11 protein-coding genes are annotated in these 21,601 nt (G+C 47.0%); all 11 read right to left on the bottom strand.

Annotation, left to right across the window (positions count from 1 at the left end; genetic code table 11):
• Window positions 1-51 precede the first annotated feature (51 nt).
• The 11 genes from AC1DLM_RS01095 to AC1DLM_RS01045 all read right to left on the bottom strand — a co-directional run bounded on the left by AC1DLM_RS01095 (window position 52) and on the right by AC1DLM_RS01045 (window position 21,501).
• Window positions 52-1,491 (bottom strand): extracellular solute-binding protein, encoded by a 1,440-nt coding sequence (locus tag AC1DLM_RS01095; RefSeq protein ID WP_441987661.1) that lies wholly within the window; start codon window positions 1,489-1,491, stop codon window positions 52-54.
• Between the two features lie 83 nt (window positions 1,492-1,574).
• The gene (locus AC1DLM_RS01090; RefSeq protein ID WP_441987660.1) at window positions 1,575-2,621 is read right to left on the bottom strand and encodes a dienelactone hydrolase family protein; all 1,047 of its coding nucleotides are present in this window, start codon (window positions 2,619-2,621) and stop codon (window positions 1,575-1,577) included.
• Window positions 2,618-4,495: a hypothetical protein gene (locus AC1DLM_RS01085; RefSeq protein WP_441987659.1), complete on the bottom strand. Its 1,878-nt coding sequence runs from the start codon at window positions 4,493-4,495 to the stop codon at window positions 2,618-2,620. Before AC1DLM_RS01085 ends, AC1DLM_RS01090 begins: the two co-directional genes overlap by 4 nt.
• Window positions 4,496-4,500: 5 nt before the next feature.
• Window positions 4,501-5,733 carry a DegT/DnrJ/EryC1/StrS family aminotransferase gene (locus AC1DLM_RS01080; RefSeq protein WP_477568805.1) on the bottom strand — a complete coding sequence of 411 codons (1,233 nt, stop codon included), beginning with the start codon at window positions 5,731-5,733 and terminating at the stop codon, window positions 4,501-4,503.
• 14 nt (window positions 5,734-5,747) lie between these two features.
• The gene (locus tag AC1DLM_RS01075) at window positions 5,748-7,460 is read right to left on the bottom strand and encodes a polysaccharide deacetylase family protein (protein WP_477568804.1); all 1,713 of its coding nucleotides are present in this window, start codon (window positions 7,458-7,460) and stop codon (window positions 5,748-5,750) included.
• A 74-nt stretch (window positions 7,461-7,534) separates the two neighbouring features.
• On the bottom strand, window positions 7,535-9,130 hold the full coding sequence (locus AC1DLM_RS01070; protein WP_441987656.1) for an extracellular solute-binding protein: 1,596 nt from the start codon (window positions 9,128-9,130) through the stop codon (window positions 7,535-7,537).
• Between the two features lie 90 nt (window positions 9,131-9,220).
• A complete protein-coding gene (locus tag AC1DLM_RS01065) occupies window positions 9,221-10,099 on the bottom strand; it encodes a carbohydrate ABC transporter permease (RefSeq protein ID WP_477568803.1) in 879 nt (292 codons plus the stop codon).
• 105 nt (window positions 10,100-10,204) lie between these two features.
• Window positions 10,205-11,134 carry an ABC transporter permease gene (locus tag AC1DLM_RS01060; protein WP_441987840.1) on the bottom strand — a complete coding sequence of 310 codons (930 nt, stop codon included), beginning with the start codon at window positions 11,132-11,134 and terminating at the stop codon, window positions 10,205-10,207.
• Window positions 11,135-11,188: 54 nt separating this feature from the next.
• A complete protein-coding gene (locus AC1DLM_RS01055; RefSeq protein ID WP_477568802.1) occupies window positions 11,189-13,699 on the bottom strand; it encodes a heparinase II/III domain-containing protein in 2,511 nt (836 codons plus the stop codon).
• Between the two features lie 223 nt (window positions 13,700-13,922).
• The gene (locus AC1DLM_RS01050) at window positions 13,923-19,952 is read right to left on the bottom strand and encodes an S-layer homology domain-containing protein (protein ID WP_477568801.1); all 6,030 of its coding nucleotides are present in this window, start codon (window positions 19,950-19,952) and stop codon (window positions 13,923-13,925) included.
• A gap of 148 nt (window positions 19,953-20,100) precedes the next feature.
• Window positions 20,101-21,501: an ABC transporter substrate-binding protein gene (locus tag AC1DLM_RS01045; protein WP_441987652.1), complete on the bottom strand. Its 1,401-nt coding sequence runs from the start codon at window positions 21,499-21,501 to the stop codon at window positions 20,101-20,103.
• Between the last annotated feature and the right edge of the window lie 100 nt (window positions 21,502-21,601).

Below are 21,601 nucleotides of genomic sequence, written 5' to 3'. Positions count from 1 at the left end.
CAGATTCATAAGATCTATTAGTAAATGCATTACGTACGGAATGCCGGGAGGCTATACAGAAAGGGACTGCTGCTTCAAGCTCAGGTTAAAATTAGCTTCAATTCTTCTGCAGGTTTCCTCTGGACTTTCCATACAAGCCCACAGGAGGTTCAGCTCTTCATACAGTGTAGTAATTTCCTTCTGTTGAAGATTGAGGCTATGCAGTGTGCGAGCGTAAGGGAGAACATCCAAAAATCGGCTGTAATGCTGTGGATGAATATCCGGATGAAGCAAACTATCATCTTCTGCTACAGATTTAAGTACTGGGATCGTGCAGCCATATGTTTTGAGCAGCGATTGTGCTTCAACGCCTGTCATAAACTCCACCAGACGTTCAGCCATCAAGGCATGCTCGCTATTCGCATTCACCGCTAACCCTCCCCCCAGCAGGAGCGTTGCTTGTTTGCGCTGCTCAGGCACAGGAAGGATATCCCACTCCATCGAGTAGTCCCGGAATTCATTCATAAAATAATAGGTCGTCATTATCATCGCTACCCGTTCCTTCATAAACAGGCTTTCTGCTAGATGATTGCTGCCATGCGAATAGATGGGTGATACTTGATCCTTGTACATCAACGAAGTGCAGAACTCAAGCGCTTGAATATTTTCTTCGTTGGCCATCGTACAGTGACTTCGATCCGCTGACATAATTTCCCCACCATTCTGTAGGAGAAAGACAGGCCAGCGATTGATAGAGGAAGAGAAGCAAAAACCATACTGCTCMACAATACCATCACCATTCAAATCATGCGTACATTGCTTGGCTACTCGCAATAGATCATTCCAATCAACAAGCGGAGTCTCCTCTGACAGGCCATTTTCCCTAAATATCGATCGATTGAAGCATATCACGACTGGAGAAAAAATAAATGGCGCAGCCAGCATCTGCCCTTCATGGGTGAAAATATCGAATACCTGCGGATAACTGGTTTCCTGCGGATTCAAATGCGGTGGGACATAACCCGTCAGATGCTCTGTTTTCCCCGATTCCAACCACTCCCGATAATGAGAGTCGGACATCATAAATACATCCGGTCCCTCTTTCTGCTCCATCATCTGAATAATGGAATTGGTATATCTATCTTCTGGCAGTACATTTATTTCCACTTTAACAAAGCGATACTTTTGCTCAAAAGCATGGACAATACGATGTATAATGTCGATTTCATAAGAGCTGGAGAACCATGCAAGTCGCAGCGTAACCGGCGTATGCCCCTGATCCGGCAGCTTTACACGATTGCCTTTTCCAGCTATCTTTTCAATTAATCCATCCTCAACAAGCTCGGTCAAAGCCTTGCGAATAGATACCCGACTAATCTGATATTTTACGCTTAGTGCGTTTTCCGGTAATATATATTCCCCTGGCTGAATCTTTCCGCTGACGATTTCATCCCGTAATTCCTGGAGAAATTGGTCGTAACGCTCCTGAAAATTATTTCTTTTTCGCAGCAATGTATACCGCTCCTATACATGTGTTTATGACACAGTATACCATGTGCTTTACATGGTTACCAATCATTCTTTCGAGGAGGGATCTAAGCATTTTTGGGATGATATCCCAAATGCAGGTCTAAGAATCGATAGGCTAGTTGTCTGGCCTCTTCAGGAAAATCATGACCTGCATTCCCCATCCAGAATGTAAATGAGTTCTCTCTCCCTAGCAGCTTATACAAGCTATCCAGATCCCTCATCCCGCATGCTATGGCGGACCAATTCGGGAAAATGTGATCACTGATCCCGCTCCACATCCACAAAGGAGTAGGTGCCGCAAGCGCAGCTATTTCATGCCACTCGAATGGAATGCGGTCTTCCCTCAAGTCATCCGATATCGATGGAAAATGCGAGAACCAATCGCGTTGTCCCCATCGGTTCGGATCGGGATCATCCGTAAACATGCTGAAGCCGCAGCTCGATGCCACGGCTCGGATTCGTTCATCCAATCCAGCTAGAAACCAACTATTATAACCTCCCAAGGAATGTCCGATTGCGCCTATTCTTTCCGAATCTGCCTCCTGAACGGAGCAAAGTATATCGACTGCTCGCATATGGTCAAACAGCATCTTGCTAACAACTGTCCATCTCGGATTTCGTTCATAAAAAGGGGCTGACTGAAAGGCTTCTGAACCCGGATATATCCGGCTGCCACTCGTAATGGCATCCGGAGCAAGCACCACATAGCCTCTCGATACGAGCTCCAGACCATATAGGCGGTTTTTACGCCCGGAAGGCGTCGCTATATCTAGTCTTCCCTCGGAAGCTGTCGGATGGAGTGCGAGTACGGCAGGATGCTTACCTTCGCCGAAAACATAAGGATTCGGCAACAATAATGTAGCCTCAACCTGATCCCCATCAAATGTCGCATAACGGATATCGAGCCTTCGGTGATCAGGCATAGCTTCTTCCCTCATGATTTCATACCCTATAGCGCTTGCTGCCGCAAATGAGTCTGGCGGCGTACCAAGTACTTTCAACCAAGCTGCTTTGATGGACTCTCGCTTGAACTCCCATTGCCCAACTGTTTCAATCCGATCTAGCAGATGCGGAATATTGCCTTGATTCCTTTCAGAAAGTTTATAGCTCATCCTTCACCAGTTCCTTCCATCCACGCATAGCTCCACAACTCGCTGCCACAGCCATAATAAATCTTCCCTTGCAACAACACGAACCCACTTGTTGCTTCCTTAGGAAGCTCAGTGATCAGGCGTGGTGTCATCAAGTCCGGCTGAACCATGAACAAACCCCTGCTTAGCAGCCCAATCACGACTTGTGACCCACTTGCATCATTAACAAGGAGCAGACCGTTACGTACAATAGCTCCCCATTTCGATACATCTTCGCAATAAAGCAAGCCTTCTCGCGCAGGGTCAAATACGAAGTATATCGAATCAGAAGTGAGTGCATGAACCCGATCCTGCGCATCGATGACCAACAAGGAGATCTCACGCGCATCCGGAATGGGTGACCATTGCTTCGTTACCAGTCTATCCCGCCAATCGAATCGGTATAGAACAGCTTCACGTGCTGCAGGCACACCTCCACCAGGCGTTTCGATGCTCGTTCCTCCAATCACATTCCCACAGCTAAGGGCTCCCAAGCTCAGCGTACTTTGATGAGGGACAACAACATCTTGCTCGTATACAGTTGTCGTCTCCGTATAGATATCCAAAACAATCAAGCTGCCGCCAACAGCACCATAACCCGGAAAACCGCCGACTAGAACATGAGTACCATCAGGATGTGCCAAGGCGCATCTGGGACGATGTATTCGTTCATCCGAATAAACTAAGCGGGGATTCCTGATAGAATGCCTATCATGACTTTGTCCGCTTTCAGCTCCTGCCTGCAGCGGCCTCCGCGTATCTAGAATATGCAAGTGCCCGCCAGCATAGGCTGCGCCAATGATATAAGGTCCAAGAGAAGCGTAGGCACAAATATTCCCTCCGCCCCCCTGCTCTACGACTTTCCCGCCAAAATTCAGCATTTCTTGTTCATTTGGATCATACCGATATAGATGCAGCGGATGATTGGAAGTCCCGTATAGCCTGCCATCCGGTCCGCCGATCATCGGGGAAAGTGCTGTTCCATTCCCTTGATAAGACAGTGGTAACTCAGTTCGTCTCCCGTCTGGCTCCTGAATAACCAGTTCACCCTCCGCGAGCTCGTATTTGGTCAACTCTCTTCCATCGGATAAATCTTGGTGAAGCTTGTGATAACCGGTTCCCTTGTAGAAGGAGGCAGATACATCTGCTTCCTTTACGGATATGGCCTTGCCGCCATTCAATCGGTACCACTCCAACACTGGCGAGTCTTTCTCTGTGCTGTAGGTAGGCAAGCTTGCATACACATGACCATCCTTGCCCATATGCACATGGCCGCTCCCGCGAACACTTGGCCCACTGCCTTTCAGCGTAAACAGCTTTCCGTCCGTCAAACAATAGGTAGCAATCCCAGCCTCCGTGGTACCTATGCCGGCATAAACCCACCCCTCTGAGTCAACGGCTAGCGTCATTGCATACTTCTGATCCATAGCTAAGCGCCCCACAACGGAAGCCTTGCCTGACGCTGCATCTATGCGAAACAGCTTACAGCTCGGATATGTCGTGAAATACACATGCCCTTCCGAATCCTCGGCAAAGGCGAATCCGACGATTTCCTCCTCCGGTGCAGGTTTCTCCCAAGTCACGAAGCGCTCATGAAACGGATCCAGCACCATTAGCATGGGCCCAGCACCGGTATAATATAGACCAGAGCGGCTGCTCATAGAAGCATAGGAGTAATCGTGCAGTCCCTCCGGAAAAGCAACTTGCGTGCACTTGCTGGAAACCGCATCGACAATCAACACATAACCTCTTGCTGCTAGGACTACACGCTGCATCCCGGAGGTTGACTGACACACAGCAGCCGACCTTCCTTCATCTGCCTGCACCGGTGTCCCCAAGCAAACAAATCGCTCCATTCTTATCACCCTTTTGTATAGAAATCCGCAACTTTACGAATGGCACGAATAATATCTTCCACATCTTGTTCGGAATAAAACTCACTCATCGGTATTTGTATCGCTGTCTTCAGAATTCCTTCGGCATTCGGACACAGTCCACGTTCGTAGGTCGCATCACTTAACTCAAACGGGAAATGACTCCCCGGATAAGCTTGTTTCTGTTGAAACAACGGCTGCATATAACAAACCTCAGGGATATAACCAGCACGATTGGGAATGCCTTCTGCCTTCAGCGCTTCACAGAATTCATCACGGCTGCAGTTAAAAAGCTCAACGTCCAACCGAAACATATAAAACCAATACGTACACGCATTATCCTTATCGACTTTAGGCGGTGTAACCCCGGTTACACCTCCCAACCCTTCTGTTATGCGGTCTCCAAAGCTTTGCCGCTGAGCGCATATCCATTCCAGCTTTTTCAATTGTGCGATCCCTACTGCCCCTTGCAGCTCTGTCATCCTATAATTCGGTGCCACCGATTTCAGATCCCGGTTTACGGCATTGCCAAAACGACTGTAGTTCTTATCGGCAAACGCATGAGTCGTCTGATAATCCGCTTCATCACCTGAATTAACAGTTACGATTCCCCCGTCCCCTGTCGAAATGTGCTTGAAATCATTCGTGCTAAAGCAGCCATAATCGCCAATTGTACCGACAAGCCGTCCCTTATACCGGGTCAAATAGGCTTGTGCGCAATCCTCGATCACGCTCAGCTTATGCTTGCKGGCAATGTCCATAATTGGATCCATGTCGCATGGATTCCCTGTTAAATGAACAACTACGATTGCTTTGGTTCTTGGCGTAATTCGTGCTTCAATGGAACTTGCCGTCATGTTGTACGTATGTGGATCCAGATCAGCAAATACTGGAATTGCATTCTGATACAAAATACCGATTAGTGTACCTTGATCCGTTATCGGACTCGTGATAACTTCATCCCCTACCGTCACTCCCGCCGCACCCAAAGCTACATGGAGAGCAGCGGTGCCGGAGGATGTCGCCACACTGCGCTTCACTCCGTAGATCTCATTAAAGTCACTTAGGAATTGCTTAACCTTCGTGCCAAAATGATAAAATAGCGTATTCTGCTCCAATGCTTCCAGAAGCTCCTTCGCTTCCTCCAGGCCAAATCGTTTGCCTGTTGCGAATTCATCCGTTTTGACAGGCGAGCCCCCATGAATTGCTAGTTCCCCCATATTCCTCACTCCTCTCACGGTTGTGGTTCAGCGTATATGCTTTGCTTGGCAGTCCACTTGCTGCATGTAAAGCCAAAGCGAAGCTCTGTACCAGCATCCTGCTTGCCTTCTTGGTCGAAGACCGGGATCCTTACTACAGCTCCAACAGGTGCATTCTCTAACGAAATTCTGCCTGCCGAGTCTACACGAATGACAACATTTCTGCGGGACTTCTCCCAACGAACAATCTGCTCACCAGTCCAAAATTCGAACCMTCGCGCCTTTGCTTCTTGAACAACCTTCCTTAATGCTTCCCGCACCTTCGGTTGCTGCAGAATATGAACTTGATGGAAGAGGAAATGGGCAACGCCCCTTACATGACTAACCTGTTTCAGGAAAGGAATAATAACAGAAGTATCAGCCAATGTAGAATGATCTAAATCCTGTGTTAAAAAACCGATTTCCAGCACATTGTACATCCGATTTCGTTCATCCGCCCAAGCAATTGGATAATAGGGATGACAAGTCCCAAATAGAAAACCAATATTCCCCTTCTTGCTTGGTCCACGCGATTGATCACTCTCGATCCCCCCAGCCTCACACCAGCGGAATAACTCCCCCCATCCCTCGAAACGGGTGTAATGGTTTTTATTGGAGACGATTGGCGCTTTAGTAGCAGAACGAATATAAGCCAATTGACGCTCGAATTCTTTAGCGCTCCAAACTCCTTTATCCTTATCCAACGCGTTATAATGAAAGGCTAGCTCATGCCCTTCCGCACTTACGCGATCGTACACATGATCCGAGTATCCAGGTTCAATCATGCACCAGGTCGAATGCACGCCGCATTCCTTCAGAACATCCAAGGTTATCAGGGCTGACTCATCCAAATTGAGATCACTGTCGTGTGAGATCATAGCCACTTGCTCGACGCCCTCTGGCCAATAATCGATAAATGGAACAAGGAGTCCCAGAGCAGTCGCTTCACGAATTAATTGGGACAAAAGCGTTTCACGCCACAGATCCGCATAGGGAACTGTGTAGTAGGACATCCCTGTTTCAGTCTTGCTGCGATCGTGCTCCCAATCCATCTCACAGCGATCATCTGCTTTCAAAATGCCTTCATCCAGGTTCCCCGAACCGTCCGGTGCAGGTAGGCCATCTTCAAATACGGGGCCGCCCCCTTGCTGCAGCATCACAATTGTTTCCAAGATATTGATATTCCAGCGGACCAGTTTACCTGCTCCTAACTTGAACTCTAAATAAGCGGGACCCATCATTTCGCTATGGGAATTTCCCTTGTATAAGTTCCCCATTGCAACAAACTGACTGCCATTGGCTTCGGCGGTGTGCCAAGGCTTGGCACTTAATGCTCGAAGTCTAATTCCATCCGCTGCTGTGTTGAAGTTAGGAAGCTCTGCGTACACGGCTTCCTTAGAAATCGTCTCCCTGCAACCTAGACCACCTGCCATMCGATTTAAACCGGCATAAGAGATCAAGGTTCCTCCATCCTGTACGAAATTCTTCAGCTTGTGCTGCGACATATCACTCTCATCGCTTTGGGCAACAAGGAGCACATCAGGCTTATAGGCCTGAAGAGCGTCCCAACTTTCCAGCCGTTGAAAGGCTAGACCTGCGTGAGCAAGCACTTCTTCCAAATAAAGCTCAAATACATTCTGCCCATAGCTCCATTTTTTTTCAGAGGGACCCGGATCAGCCCAAACTCCGATTTTCACCATACGCTGCATAGTTCCACTCCTCTCAGTCTCTCTATTGGAAAAAAGAAAAGGGGCAAGGTGCTGCCCCTTCATCGACATTTATGTTACTTAAATAATGCTTTCGGATCCTTCGTCTTGATGTTCGCATTGTACTCTTTGACGATATCGGCTCCACCCTTATCCATATACTCCTTGACAAGCTTATCCCAATCCGAAATCGGACGGTTGCCGGCAATCATTTTCACTTGCTCGTTCATGACATACTTCTTGAGCTCGGCGCCCTTCGCAACATCCGTCGCAGAATCCAAGCCATTGATTGGATTTGCATACAGCTTCGCGGACTTGTACATCGTTTCAATGCTCTTAACCAAATCAATCAACTGCTTGGTTTGATATGTGAGCGAATAATCAACGTCCGTATCCTTAGGTGCCCAAGCCGCATTATCTACAAAATAAGTGGATGGCGCTAAGCCGTCCGAAGCGAAATTTTTGGCATTGACAGGAAGTCCATTCTCCATGTTATACCCGACGCCAACCTTACCAGACCACCAGTCAAAATTCGCATTCTTCTCATTTTGATCTGCCGCTGGGTAGAACGTACGGCCGAAATCATGAAGCTCAAGAATTCTCTTCAGTTTGTCGGGCTCTTTTGCAAGCTTCGCGTTCAGAACAACAAATCCGTTATAGCCTGCACCCGATTGCAAGCCAGCATTGCCATAAGCATCTGTGAATGGCGCCAAGCTCACGAACTGAGCGTTAGGTTGAATCTTCAGCAATCCGTCCATATAAGCTTGGGACATTCCGCGAGGCGTACCGATGAAAATCCCAGCTTTGCCGGAGTAGAATTCCTTATTGGTATCCGCCCAGTTCAGAACGGCATAGTCCTTCGTCATAGCGCCTTCCTTATACAGATCCGCAAGCATTTGTACGATTTCCTTACGTCCGGCTCCAACGATTCCTGGGATATAATTACCCTCGGAATCCTTGTGATACCAAGCATCTGGATCCCAGTACGGGCCCTGATTGAAGTTCGGGTTAATGTCTTGACCAATGGCTACCCCATAAGTGTCAGCTTTCCCATTTTTGTCTGGGTCCTGCTTCGTAAATGCAATGGCTACCTGCTTTAGCTCTTCATAATTAGTAGGAACCTTTAATCCCAGAGCATCTAACCAATCCTTACGAATAACCGTCACCGTCTGATATTTCGGTGAATATTGCGGAATGGCATAGATCTTTCCGTTCACACGCATCGAATCCCATATAAAATCAGGAACCAGTTTCAGCGACGGATAGTCTTTGATGTAATCGTCCAAAGCAAGGAATGCGCCTTGCTTAGCAAATTTGCTGTAGCGATTTTTCAAATCAGGCGACATGAACCCCAACAGATCCGGGATATCCCCTGAAGCAAACGTTGCATTGATCTTTTCGTCATAAGCCGTGTTGGGAACATAAGTAACTTTATAATCAATGTTGAAGCGTTCATTAATCATATTCAGTCCAGGCGTTGCGTTCGGAGGTGGATCACCGTACCGATAATCGAGCGCCGTAATCGAATATTTCGTCGGAGCAGCGCTTGCCTTAGGCGTCTCCGATGCTTTGCCTGAAACTGCCGGAGTTGGCTTCTCTGTATTGGAGCATGCGATCGTACCCACTGCAAGTAATGCGGCTACTCCTACTAATGTCGTGCGTTTTCCATTCATACTTTTACCCCCATTTTTCATAAAATTATTGGATGAAGCTAGTAAAACCATCGGAGGGACACTTATCCGCAGGAAACGGATCATAGGATATCAGCCCTTCACCGCGCCAAGCATAACGCCTTTGGCAAAGTATTTCTGCAGGAACGGATAGACAAGCAGAATCGGCAAGGTGGCAAGCAAAATAGCAGCCATCTGAATCGTCTCTGGCGGGGGAGGATTCTCAACAAATGAGTCTGACAGGGTAGCCGTAGCCTCTCCCATAACTACGATTTGTCGCAAAACAACCTGAATCGTCCACTTATCTGAATCATTGATATAAAGAATTGGAGCAAAATAATTATTCCAATGCGTAACTGCATAGAACAAGCTGAATGCAGCCAGCGAGGGCTTCGATAACGGAAGAATAATACGATTGAATACTTGGAGATCATTAGCTCCGTCAATAACGCCAGCTTCCTTCAGGTCCTCGGGTATGCCAATAAAAAACTGCCTCATCACAATAAGATTAAAAGGCGTAATCGCAACAGGGAGAATCAACGACCACATGGAATCCAACAGCCCCGTCCCTTTCACAACTAGGTACGTAGGAATCATTCCTGCAGAGAAGAGCAATGTGAAGACCACCATGATCATGAAAGTGCGTTGACCGATAATGGGCCGTGAGAGTGCATACGCCATCGTCGCTGTAAACATGAGATTGACTATCGTTCCAAACAAGGTCACTAGAATCGTATTCAAGAGTGCTTGACGAAAAGCTCTGGACTCCAGGATATATACATAAGCATCTGTCGTCCAAGTGGACGGCCATAACAGCAGCTTGCTGCCTAGAAAATCCTCGTAGGAAGAGAAGGATACCGAAAACAAATAGAGAAAAGGGAAAATCATCACACAGGAAATCACGATTAAGATCGTAATATTGACGGTATCAAACATTCGATCGAAAATTGATTTGCGTTTTAAAACATTCATAAGGTGTTCACTCCTCAGAGCTTTCCGTAGGAAAGCTTTCTTCGTAGGCATGGGCTGCGCTTTCCGTAGGAAAGCTTTTTTGATCCAATTAAGCACGAATTCGTGTCAGTACACTCCTTCTTCTCCGAACTTTTTGGCCATCCGATTGGCTCCCACAACTAGTACAAGGCCGACTAGTCCTTTAAACACACCCACTGCCGTGGATAAACTGTAGTCCGACTGTTGGATCCCCTTGTAGTATACGAAGGTGTCCAGAGTGTTCCCTATCTCCATATTGAATGGATTCAATTGCAGGAACACTTGCTCAAAGCCAACCTCCAGCACATCGCCCAACCGAATTATTAACAGAATGATAATCGTACTCCGAATCGCCGGAAGTGTAATATGCCATATTTGGCGAAGTCGGCTGGCACCATCCATAACGGCAGCTTCGTACAGAGAAGGATTCACACCCGCTAGAGCAGCCAAGAAAATGATCGTCCCCCAGCCCGCCTCTTTCCAGATAACTTCCAAGACCAGAAATAGCCTGAAATTATCTGGATTCGTCAGGAAGGGTATAGTCTGTTCAGCACCCATGACTTGGATCATAAAATCATTTACCAGTCCATCATTACGGAAGAAAATCGTAACGATTCCGACCACGACTACCCATGATAAGAAATGGGGCAAATAAATGATTGATTGAATGATACGTTTGACGGCTGAGCGAGACACTTCATGAAGCATGACGGCCAGCATAATAGGTGCTGGAAAGGCAAAAATAATTTGCAGGAGCGAGATCACGATCGTATTCCAAAGAACGCGCACGACCTCCAGGCTTTCAAAGATACGGGCAAAATTCGCAAAACCTACCCACGGACTGTCTTTAATCCCTAAGAAGGGGCTGTAATCTTTAAAAGCAATCGAAATACCGAGCATAGGAACATAGCGGTATACGATAAAATAAAGTAAACCTGGTGAAAGAAGCAGGTAGATATAGCGATCTTTCCATAGTCTGGCTTGAATGCGCCTCCACTTACTACGCTGCAATCCAATGCCGCCTTTGGTATGATTCGTATGATTGTTCGATGCAGTATTCAATTCAGGGACTCACCTCTCTTTATCTTCAAATGGCCATGCAATCCGGTGCTCACCTGTAGGAATCGTCCACTCTTTCCCATCAAGACCTAACGTCTTGATGAAAAGAATGACGGAACCTTCATTGTCATTCTGTATGATCCAGGCGCTCTCCCTGCAATCGACCACTATATTCACTGGGCGCTCAGAATGAAAGCGTAAGCTCGGGCCAACGTCTAGCTCTGTAACTTGCCATGCTGCTATTTTCGCTAGATATGGCGCTTGATCCTTACCCATACAGTAAGAAAGCCAAGCTGTTCGCCCCTGCATGTTACAGCTCGCATAGTGAATCCCCGCATCATTTCCATCCTGCAAGAAGCTATTGAGCAGCAGAATATCTCTAGCCCCCGCTTCCTTTTCAAAAGTTAAACCGAGCTTGCCATCTTCTGTAAGTTTTACACACTCCGCAATCTGCAAACGCTCACCACAAGTGGAAGGCTTCAGAAGTGTCACGAAGCACTTCCTTGTGCCATTCGAATCGCTGGACACGTTCAGATAAGGACCATAAGACTCTGCCCCCGGATATTCCGTTATTTGAATGGTTGGCGCCTCTGGGAAAAGGAATTTCATCTGGAGCGAAGCTTTCTCGCCCTGCAGGATAACTTCATCGCCCTGTACAGAGTCGCCTGGCATTAGCTTCGTCGCATCTTCGTAAATACTCGACTTCGTATGAAATAACAGTTCGGGATGGTCTTCCTCTTGGTTCATCATCACTTCATCCCAAATAACATAATACGATCTGTCCAAATGGAAAATAGTACGTACATAGGATTCCAGCAACCCTCCATAGCTTTCTGACGCATTGCCCTGTACGACTTCATAGCCAGAAGCGATCCAAGACTCCGTCAATTTCCCACCACCATAGCGTGGTTGTCCTTGACCGTTTACCAGCAACGAATTATGTCCAACTGTCCCTGTTGTATAATCCGCTCCTGGACCGGGTACGTAATCCTGATACCCCGGATTAGTCAGCAGCCACTCTCCAGCTACATTGAGCATCATATTATTCTGGTCTTTATGATTATGGCCATTGTCTGATTGGCTAGACGTAAAGCATAACAGGTGATCTTGTTCCCCCCAGCCTGTGCGAAGCGAAGCCCATCCAATCCMTTGGAAAGTCCGAGATACCTGCTCTCTGTAAAATACATCCGGAGCAACAGCCTGCAGCTGCTGCCGCAAATTCATAAGCACAACCGGCCGATCAGCTTCGAATTGCTTTATATACCACATCGCAACCGGGTGAAGATGATGCGACGCAACCATGGACATCATATAGGACAAGTCCAGCTTATAGAAGGAATCGGAGAAATTGGGAAATGTATTCATTCCACCGGGAGACAGAAAACGGAAAAACCGTTCAGGAAGCTCATCCTTCACATAAGGATGATTGCACAATATCGCATCCCCAGTCACACGGCGGTATAAATCCGCAGCCATCCAAATATGCCGTGCGGCGACATTATCGTACAGAATCCCCTCTGTCTCACTTGATAGCAGCTTCTTATCCTGAAAGGAGACCAGATAGTTGAAGGCTTGATTCATGTATTTAGCAGCATAAGGAGAATCACCTTGCAGCGCTGCAGCACCATACATCATAGCTACCTGCTTAGCTGCAATAATATTATGCATATCCGTGTTGTCGATATCAATTGCCAAGGGCTGAAGTCCCCTAGACAGCAGCGTTTCACTAAGGGATTGCCGCTCATCCTCGGTGAGAGTTCCATGTATCGCATCGTAGGCAATGGCAGCACCAATCATAAAATGAGCATTGCTTAAGTTCCCTTCCGCTCCACGGTGATCAAATTCATACCACTTGCTAAAACCTGCTAAAGCGACCAAGTACATTTTAGCCTTCTTCGCATAACGCGACTCACCCGTAACCAGAAAAGCAATTGATAGCGCATACATTCTCTCCTCAACCGCTCTAGAAAACATAGTCCAATAAGGATAATCCACATAACCCGCTGGATTCGGTATCGTTTTGGGCTCAACTAACGGCAACGGCACCATCATAACGTCGGAGACCGAAGGATAACTCACTTGAAATTGCTGCTCCCGCTCATATGCATCAGCTTGCTGCAGCAGCGCCTCCCACAAAGAAGAATATGCAATTCCCTCTTGATCTTCATAACTTACACGTTCCTTAAAGTCTTTAAGCTCATCAGCAGAAAATAAAATGTACGGCCGCTCCATGAGACTCAGCTTGTATGCGGGGACAGCTGGAGCAATAACCCGGATCATCCAGGTTCGGTCTGCGTCGGATTCAATCTTCGTTGATTTCACACAAATCTGCGCTTCTCCGATTTGCTTTCCGGTCAGCCTCAGACCGTTTATCGATATGACCGAAGGATCACTGGATTCAATGAGCCACTCAGACTCGTTTATCGCCTTAGCAGCTCCTTCATCATCGATCTCAAACAGGGCCAGATGGCTTATTTCTCCAATCTCTAGTAATATGGGTCTAGACAAATGGAGATGGTTCATAAGATGTTATGCCCCCTTCTTTCGTACTTGCATCATAAAAATTCCAAATGGTAGGCGCTTACATCGAAACATTCTATACTTGCAAGAAGTTATTTGTATACTTGTATTTTACATGTATACATCGAATGTGTCAATCCACTTCTATATTGTGGCCTACGATCATTGACAGCAAATAACCACCCTGAAACGGGCGGTTATTTGCTATAAAATCAAAATGCTTTCTTTACATCATTTTACTAAACAGTAAATCTAACAATTTGGCTGCTTGTTCTCTTGTAGCTATTCCCTGAGGAGCAAACACACCGTTGTCCATACCTTCCAAGATTCCTGCTTGCTGCAACATGTTCACGCTCTCCCTAGCATAATCCTCGATGCTTGAAGCATCGCTATAGAGGAATGGAACTTTAACCGGAGCAATCTTCACTTGAGCAACCGCAACTGCCCGCTGAAGAATAACCGCCATATCCTGGCGAGTAATAAATTCCTGTGTACCAAAGTGAAGATCGTCCACACCCGATATGATCCCGAGCTTCTGAGCACTCGCTACCGCTTGATAGTACCATTCTCCTTGGGTCGTGTCACTAAATCTGGCTTCCGCCTTAGCATCGATCAAATCGAAGGTTTCCATGACGAGCTTGATGAATTCAGCCCTGGTAATCGGAGCGTCTGGAGCGAATTGAGCTTCATTTCTCCCTTTAATAATCCCTCTGGCAGCCAGTGAATCTATGTGCCGCTTGGACCAGCGGGAGTCCTCTACATCCTGGAACGTAAAGGATGCTTCTTTGGCCGCATACTTACTCAAATGATTCGTTCTAAAAATTAATTGACCCGTCTTCTCGTCATACGAGGAAAACTTCATAACCTCGAGTTGACTTTGTTCATTCAAGTAAAACATGACCACTTTATTAGCACCTTCTCCTCGTTGGAGCGTGTATGGTACTGTAACTTCAACAAATTGGTTGTCTGCGAAGGCAGATATATTGCGCTCGCCTGCCGTAATTGTGAAATCATAGACGGGAGAATCGCCTACGGCCTGAGCAGCCTCTGGGCTTAGCCCCTTGACATCAACCTTTGACATATGGATCGCAATTGGAGCACTTTGATCACCCAATGCTGCCAGCGGTATAGAGATTTTCGCAATCGCGCTGACAATTTGGACGGCTGAAACGCCATTCTCTCTTATTTGCTTTAGTGCATCTGGAGGAAGCTGCAGCGAAACTTGAGAAGCCGTAACAGAATCAGGAATCTGGAAGGATACCCTCTTCTGCCCGGAAGCAACAGCCTGTTGCATCGCCTCTTGGAAAGCTTGCGGCGTTACGATGATCGCTGAAGTGTTTCCGTTATTTCCGTTATTTCCGTTATTTCCGTTGTTTCCGTTATTTCCGTTGTTTCCGTTTCCTCCCTCGCCGCTGCCAGAATTGTTCGATTGCACCATGACGGTAATCTCATCACTCTGCACGCTGCGATCAGCAAGCGTTATATGAGCAGTAATCTTGACGCTGCCCGCATGCTTGGCTATGAGCTTGCCCCCTTCAACAGCTACTGCACTAGGATCGCTGATGGCATACGAAATTGTTGCTCCCGATAGCTCCTTCGTGGTTCTGCCTTTTTCAAGAATTCCCATCAAGCTGACTGGGATGATATCGCCAACTTTAAAATTGCTTGTGGGTATGGTCAATTCAGCACCTGTCAATTTAACAAGCAATTCAGGAATGCTGATCTTATAAAGGTTCGGTCCTTCTGGCTCGGTGTATAAATAGAAGCTTCCGAAATCGTCTTGGGCGAGCTTCCTGACTTGTGTCGCCAGCACAGTCACCGCTTTGGTAGCAGCGTCTACCTTGAAGAATCTTCCCCCCACAGTTGCATATACATTCCCATCTGTCCCTGTCTCCATTGATCCGTCGATCCAGCGGCCACTTGCATCAGGGAACTCATTCTTACTGTAGGTGACTTGCTTCTTAACGGGATCGTAGACGAACAGGGCCCCATTAGCCAATCCCCATATATTTCCGTCTGGTCCGATGTGAAGAGCTGTAATGGCCTGCTTGCCAGCCACTGGAACAACTTGGTGCTCAAGCTGTTTACTTGCTACATCCCAGACGAAAAGCACGGCTTCACTCGCTGTTGGCGTGCCTCCTTGACCTCCATGAATGGAAGTACCGCCATACAATTTACCATCCTTATAGATGAGCGAAATAATACTTTGATCCGGCACCAGATTCCAATACACATCCGGTTTGCCTCTTGTACTCAAGTCATAGACAGCCAGAGCGCCGCCCAATAGACCGTTCTTTGGAACCGTACCCACAAACAGCTTATTCATGTCCTCTGAACCCGCCATTCCGAATGGCCGATCTTGAAGCGTATACCCCGGTATATCTGGATTTGCCTTAAGATCGAAAATAACAACAGGGTTCAGCTTATCTGAATTCGTACGATTCCAAGGCTTGGAAAGATCATATTCATAAATTTTGGCATCCGGGTAGAGCCCGTAATATATTTTGTTCCCAATTACAGTAATCCCCTCTTGCTGACCCAAGCCATTCAGATACATCGATTGACCAGTTGAAGGAGAATGCACACCGACATTGCCTGCCAAATAGCCCGATGTATAAATTTTCCCGTCTGGTCCTTTCTCAATATCATGAATGTTAACKGGCTCTGCAGGAATTTGGATTTCGGTAATTTTAACTTTACCCGTCTGCAGATTGTATTTGTACATTTTGCCGCCATTTCCAGTCAAACCAACCAGGCTGTACCCTGGAAAGCCCTCCTCCTGAAGTTGAACAAAATCATATCCAATTGCGGCGCCATCGATGTTGGCTCCCAAGGACTGAATGGTATCCGTGTTAAGATCGTACGCATACAAAGCTCCAGCAGCTGCTGCGTAATACACTTTGTTGGCAATAGGCGACTTGGGTGAAACACCTCTCGAGAACATCGGCACATCGAAGCTCTTCTCGCCAGTGTCGGCATTTGTGATTTCAATTTGGGCTCCGGTTGCCGCATTCAGGACGAACATTTCATTCGCATTGTTGGCTTCTTTCTTGGCGAAGAGCTTGCCGCCCGCAAGGTTGAGATCGTAAACAGAAATAATATTGCTGTATTTGCTCGGAAGAATATTCTTCTTCACCCCTGTCGCAATATCATATTCCACCAAACGAGCCTGATTTCCCACTCCAGCATACACTTTATGTGTATCCGGATCATAGACAACAACACGAGTCCAGCGCTCACCGCTGTTCTGGGCTGACAGCGTTCCGAAATCGGCAAATGAATTCGTTACCGGATCGTATTCATACAAATTCGCTGTTGGATAAGTGCTTCCATACATCTTACCGTCTTTTCCATTTGCCATCGGGTATAGCACAGAATCCTTGGTCGGTAATGGATGACCTAGGTTTTTTAGCTCGCTGGTCTGCGGGAAATAGCGATAGAGCAGCCCCTGGTTGTATCCGCCCAAATAAACGGTTCCGTCATCAGCTACTGTAACCGACCAAGCCCCCGTCACATCCGGCATAGGCATGCTTTTGACTACTTGCTCAGTTTCGACGTCTATAACCGTAAAAATCCCAGGTGATCCTACGGCTACTGAATAAATGACACTACGCCCGTTAGCATCCTTCCCGATATCCCCTCTCATAAGGGTAACGTTGCGAATCTGCAYACCTACATCCTCAGCAACCTTCACAATGGAATTCTGAGGAATACTCGCCGCAACGGTATGAGTCCCTTTCAACAGCCTTACATTATCCACATAATATTTATAGGTTTTGTTGGCGCTTCCTGCGAACATGACCGCGGCATAAACCGCTTCATCCGGAACTTCCACTTTAACCGAATTGGTGAACCATGCGTTCGTCGGATCCGATTTAATGCTCCAGGCTTGCTTGCTCAAATATTTCTTGTCTTTGTCAAAGTAGCGTACATACATATCCGCAGAACCGTATTCAATATAAGTATCGGCTAATGCGGTGTAAATCCCACCCGGCTCCACCTCAATCAATTCGCTGATGACATTTAGAAACTTTCCTGGCTCATTTTGCAGATACAAGCTTTTGGCTCCTGTCTTGAAAAGCTCGCCCGTAATTCCGAAGGTGCTGCCATCTGTTCCAGGCGCATATTTGCCCCATCCTGTTATCGTATTATCAGCGACGGCCTCCTCGAAATCTCCATTAGCAACGACTTTGGTTATACTGATATCGTCCAAATAGTAGCTATAAGACTTCGTTTTGGAAGTAATTAGAGACACCTTAAGCTTAGTTCCTCCAGGCTGCACAGTAAACAATCCTTCCCTATAGACCCAATCCTCGGATAAGGAGGTATCGCTCAAATAGGCGTGAAAGTCCGTATTGTTGGCACTCTTTATCAACTTGCCATCATCATCGTATACATATACATACAATCCCTGCATATTCCCTGATTGCAAAAGGACTTGAGCGCCCAAACGATAGGTCGCACCTGCCTGCACATCCATTAGCTCACTTTCCATGTTGATTCCTAAACCGGAGTTGGCCGCATAACCCACATAAAGACTATTCTKTCCTTCTTTGTGTTGTACGTTATTCATAGATGGATTCCCCGCTTTGAATTTCCATCCAGGAATATTGCTGTCTGTTGCTGGAGCTTCAAAGCCTCCGTTCAACAGGAAATACTTTGGAGAGGGGGGTGAAGGCGGAACCTCTTCCGTCCATTCCACTTGATCGACATATAACGTGCCTTGGCCTACGTTCATTACGTACACTGCTGCCGTTACCGTATTAGCCGGAGGGGCTTTGGTCACGGATAGCTTAGACCAGCTTCCAGCGGTAGGCGTCAACGTTTGATTCGCTTGATCGAGCAAACGATTAGCTTGATCGAAGAAATTCATCTGAATCTCGGCGGACGCCGTACCTGTTCCGTAAACCATAGCGGAAACGCTCTGATTCCTTCCGGCATTCACCGTTACGTAATTGCTCATAACCCCGAGCGGCTGGTTCGAAGGATTATCAAGCTTCAGGCTTTGGGTACCTTCAAGCTTCTTATTCGAATCCAGGGTGATGCCTTGCATGTCTTGCAAGCTCCTCCAATGTTGAATGAATCCGTCAGAAAGAGGCAGCTCGAAGCCAGCATTCTGAAGTGTGGAGAACGTACCGAGGTCCGGCCCTACCGCTGCTGTTGGTTGCTTCAATTCCTCGATCTTGAAATCATCCCAGTAGCTTGTTCCTTTAGCGCTTAATTTCGCCGATGATGATATAAAGATAGCTGCAAATGCAGCATTGCCAGGCGCAGCTGAGGCGACTGTAATTTGCTGCCATCCTGCAGGGTGAACCGTCTGTTCATAGACTGCTGTAGGCGGCGGGGTAGTTGCTGCACCAGCACTGTTATAATACCTCAATTGAATTTGGACAGACCCGCCTGTTGCAAGCACCATCGCGGAAGCCGCATAATTGGCATTTGGGGTAACAGGGATTTTATCGCTGATGGATCCAAACATAACCGTAGTGTCCTGATCATCAAGTCTTAAGCTCGATGTGCCAGAATAATACTTTGACTTATCCACGGTGAGAGATCCGCTCTTCCCTGCTCCCCCAAACATAGGTGTCCACCCAGGGATGACTTCACCTGTAACCGGCTGCTCCAAGCCAGCATTAGTGAGCGGATTCGTTACGACAGGGATAACGCGTTCCAAAGATACATCATCTATGTAGACATTCCCAATGCTCGCAGCTCCTGTAACCAGAACGATCGCAGCTGTGCTTGCCGTTGGCGGAGCTGTCGCCTTTATACTAAAGTGCTGCCATAAATTAGGGCTTCCAGCCGAGAAGGTCTGACTATTCACCACATTACTATTTGGCACAAGATTGTTGTCACTGTCATAAAATTTAATTTGCATTTGCGCATTTGCGTTTGGACTTCCCTCCAAATACCACCAAGCATAAGCCAAGTACTCACTACCTGCCGTTACTTCTACTTTATCGCTTTCCACAGTAAAGCTGCCGGCATCGTTATCAAAAATCTTCAAGCTGTTGGCTCCGCTGCGATAGTAAGTATCTGTAATGGCAACGCTTCCAACTGTTCCCGCAGTTTTAGTCCACCCAGGGATATTCCCATCCGTAACCGGAAGCTCAAATCCTGAGTTGACCAATGCAGAAGACTGTAAGGTGGGACTAACCGCCGCTTCAGACACTGACTTGCCTGTGAAACCCGCGGGCATCACGATACACATACACAAGAAATACATAAGTGCTTTTCGAATTCTAAACCAGTTCATCTTCATCCATCCTCCTTTAACTTGACGACAGGCATGGTATAAATAGAAACATATTCCTCCAACCTGTTTCCATTGAACGCAAAAATGGTATAGGTTTGGTACCTATACCAATACTAAGCGATTATAATTAGTCCGTCAATGTCGATGTTCAGATTTCACTTTCCTGCAGAAAAATATCTTGAATGACTTGGGCTGCCTCTTCAGGCGTTTGCATCCCTGCCCAGAACGCTCTCAACTTGTGGCTGATCACAGAAAATGCTCTGCTCGAAGGCAGCATTTGGGACAGGAAGAGTGAATCCTGTATGCCTTTTTCACTGACACTAAAGGCTGCTGCCTCCTCGTTCGAAAGTATTTTTTGATTAAGCTCATCCCACGTGGAAAGGAAACCMGTCTCCTCTACCATCCTTTCCTGAAAATCCCGGGATACTGCAAATTGAATGAAATGTTTGGCCATTGCCGCATTCTTGCTATACTTCGAGATCATAAAAGCATTGGCAATCAGCAGCTTTGCCCCTTGCTCCCCCGGATGTTCAGTGCTAGAAGGAAGCGGAGCAACATGATACCGATCCCTTTGTTTAAAAATGGGTGTTGTGAAGATGGTAGAAAGCTGCATCCCGATCTTCCCCTTCTCGAACATGTCATTAATAAATGAGGAATCGTCAATTGCAGCAATGGGTGCAATTCCGTCCCGGTATAGCATACGCTGCAGCAATCTAAGTGAACTGACCAGACCACGTTCAGACAGTCTTCCGTCAGACGTTCGCTCGAATCGAAAGCCATTGGCAAATGCCAGCACAGGCCATCTGCTCCAAGAGTCTGACATGCCGAACCCGTATCGATCTATGATGCCGTCTCCGTTGCAATCCTTATTTAACGATCTGGCGACCTCCGTGAATTCATCCAACGTCCATGCATGGGTCGGCAGCGCAAGACCTTGCTCCTGAAACACTTGGCGGTTGCAGGTCAAAAATACGGGTGAAAGTGTTACCGGAATCGCATACGGTACTCCGTCTGTAGCGAATGCTTCGTATAATCGGCCATAGTCTGTCGTCTGTTTCGTCGTGACTTCTGCAAGAGGCAAATAGTCACTCAGGTCTGCCTCATGATAATCTCGATCCCAGATAAGAAACAGATCTGGTTGTATCCCAAGCTCCAGCCATTTTTTCACATCCATTCGATTCATCTCATCCGTACGAAATACATTTACCGTTACGCGAGGATACGCTTCCGTGAACGCTTTGATCAGCCTATGCAGCGCTTGATCGGCAAACTTGGAGGAATGGGGGCACATCACCAAGAGGGACTGGTTATCATTCTCTACATGATCAGGACGATCGGCAATCATCGTCCCCTTTCCTACCATTTTGATCAGAAGCCCTTCCTTCAAAAGTGTATCCAGGGCTTGTCTGAGCGTATTGCGGCTTGAATCATATTTCACACACAAGTCTTTCTCAGAGCTTAAATAATCTCCCGGATTCAAATACCCTGCATGGATCTGTGAGCGAATATCATCCGCTATGTGCAAATAACGAAACTTTTTAAGATTCATCTTGTCCGACAACCTCACTTTTGGCTAATATCTATGCAATCAGTATAGAACAAATTAATCAATCTACAAACATAATATCCGTTTATGAAATACCCATGGA

The sequence above is a fragment of the Paenibacillus sp. 01T442 genome, assembly GCF_056398345.1.
This window is presented reverse-complemented; position numbering and strand designations above follow the sequence as displayed.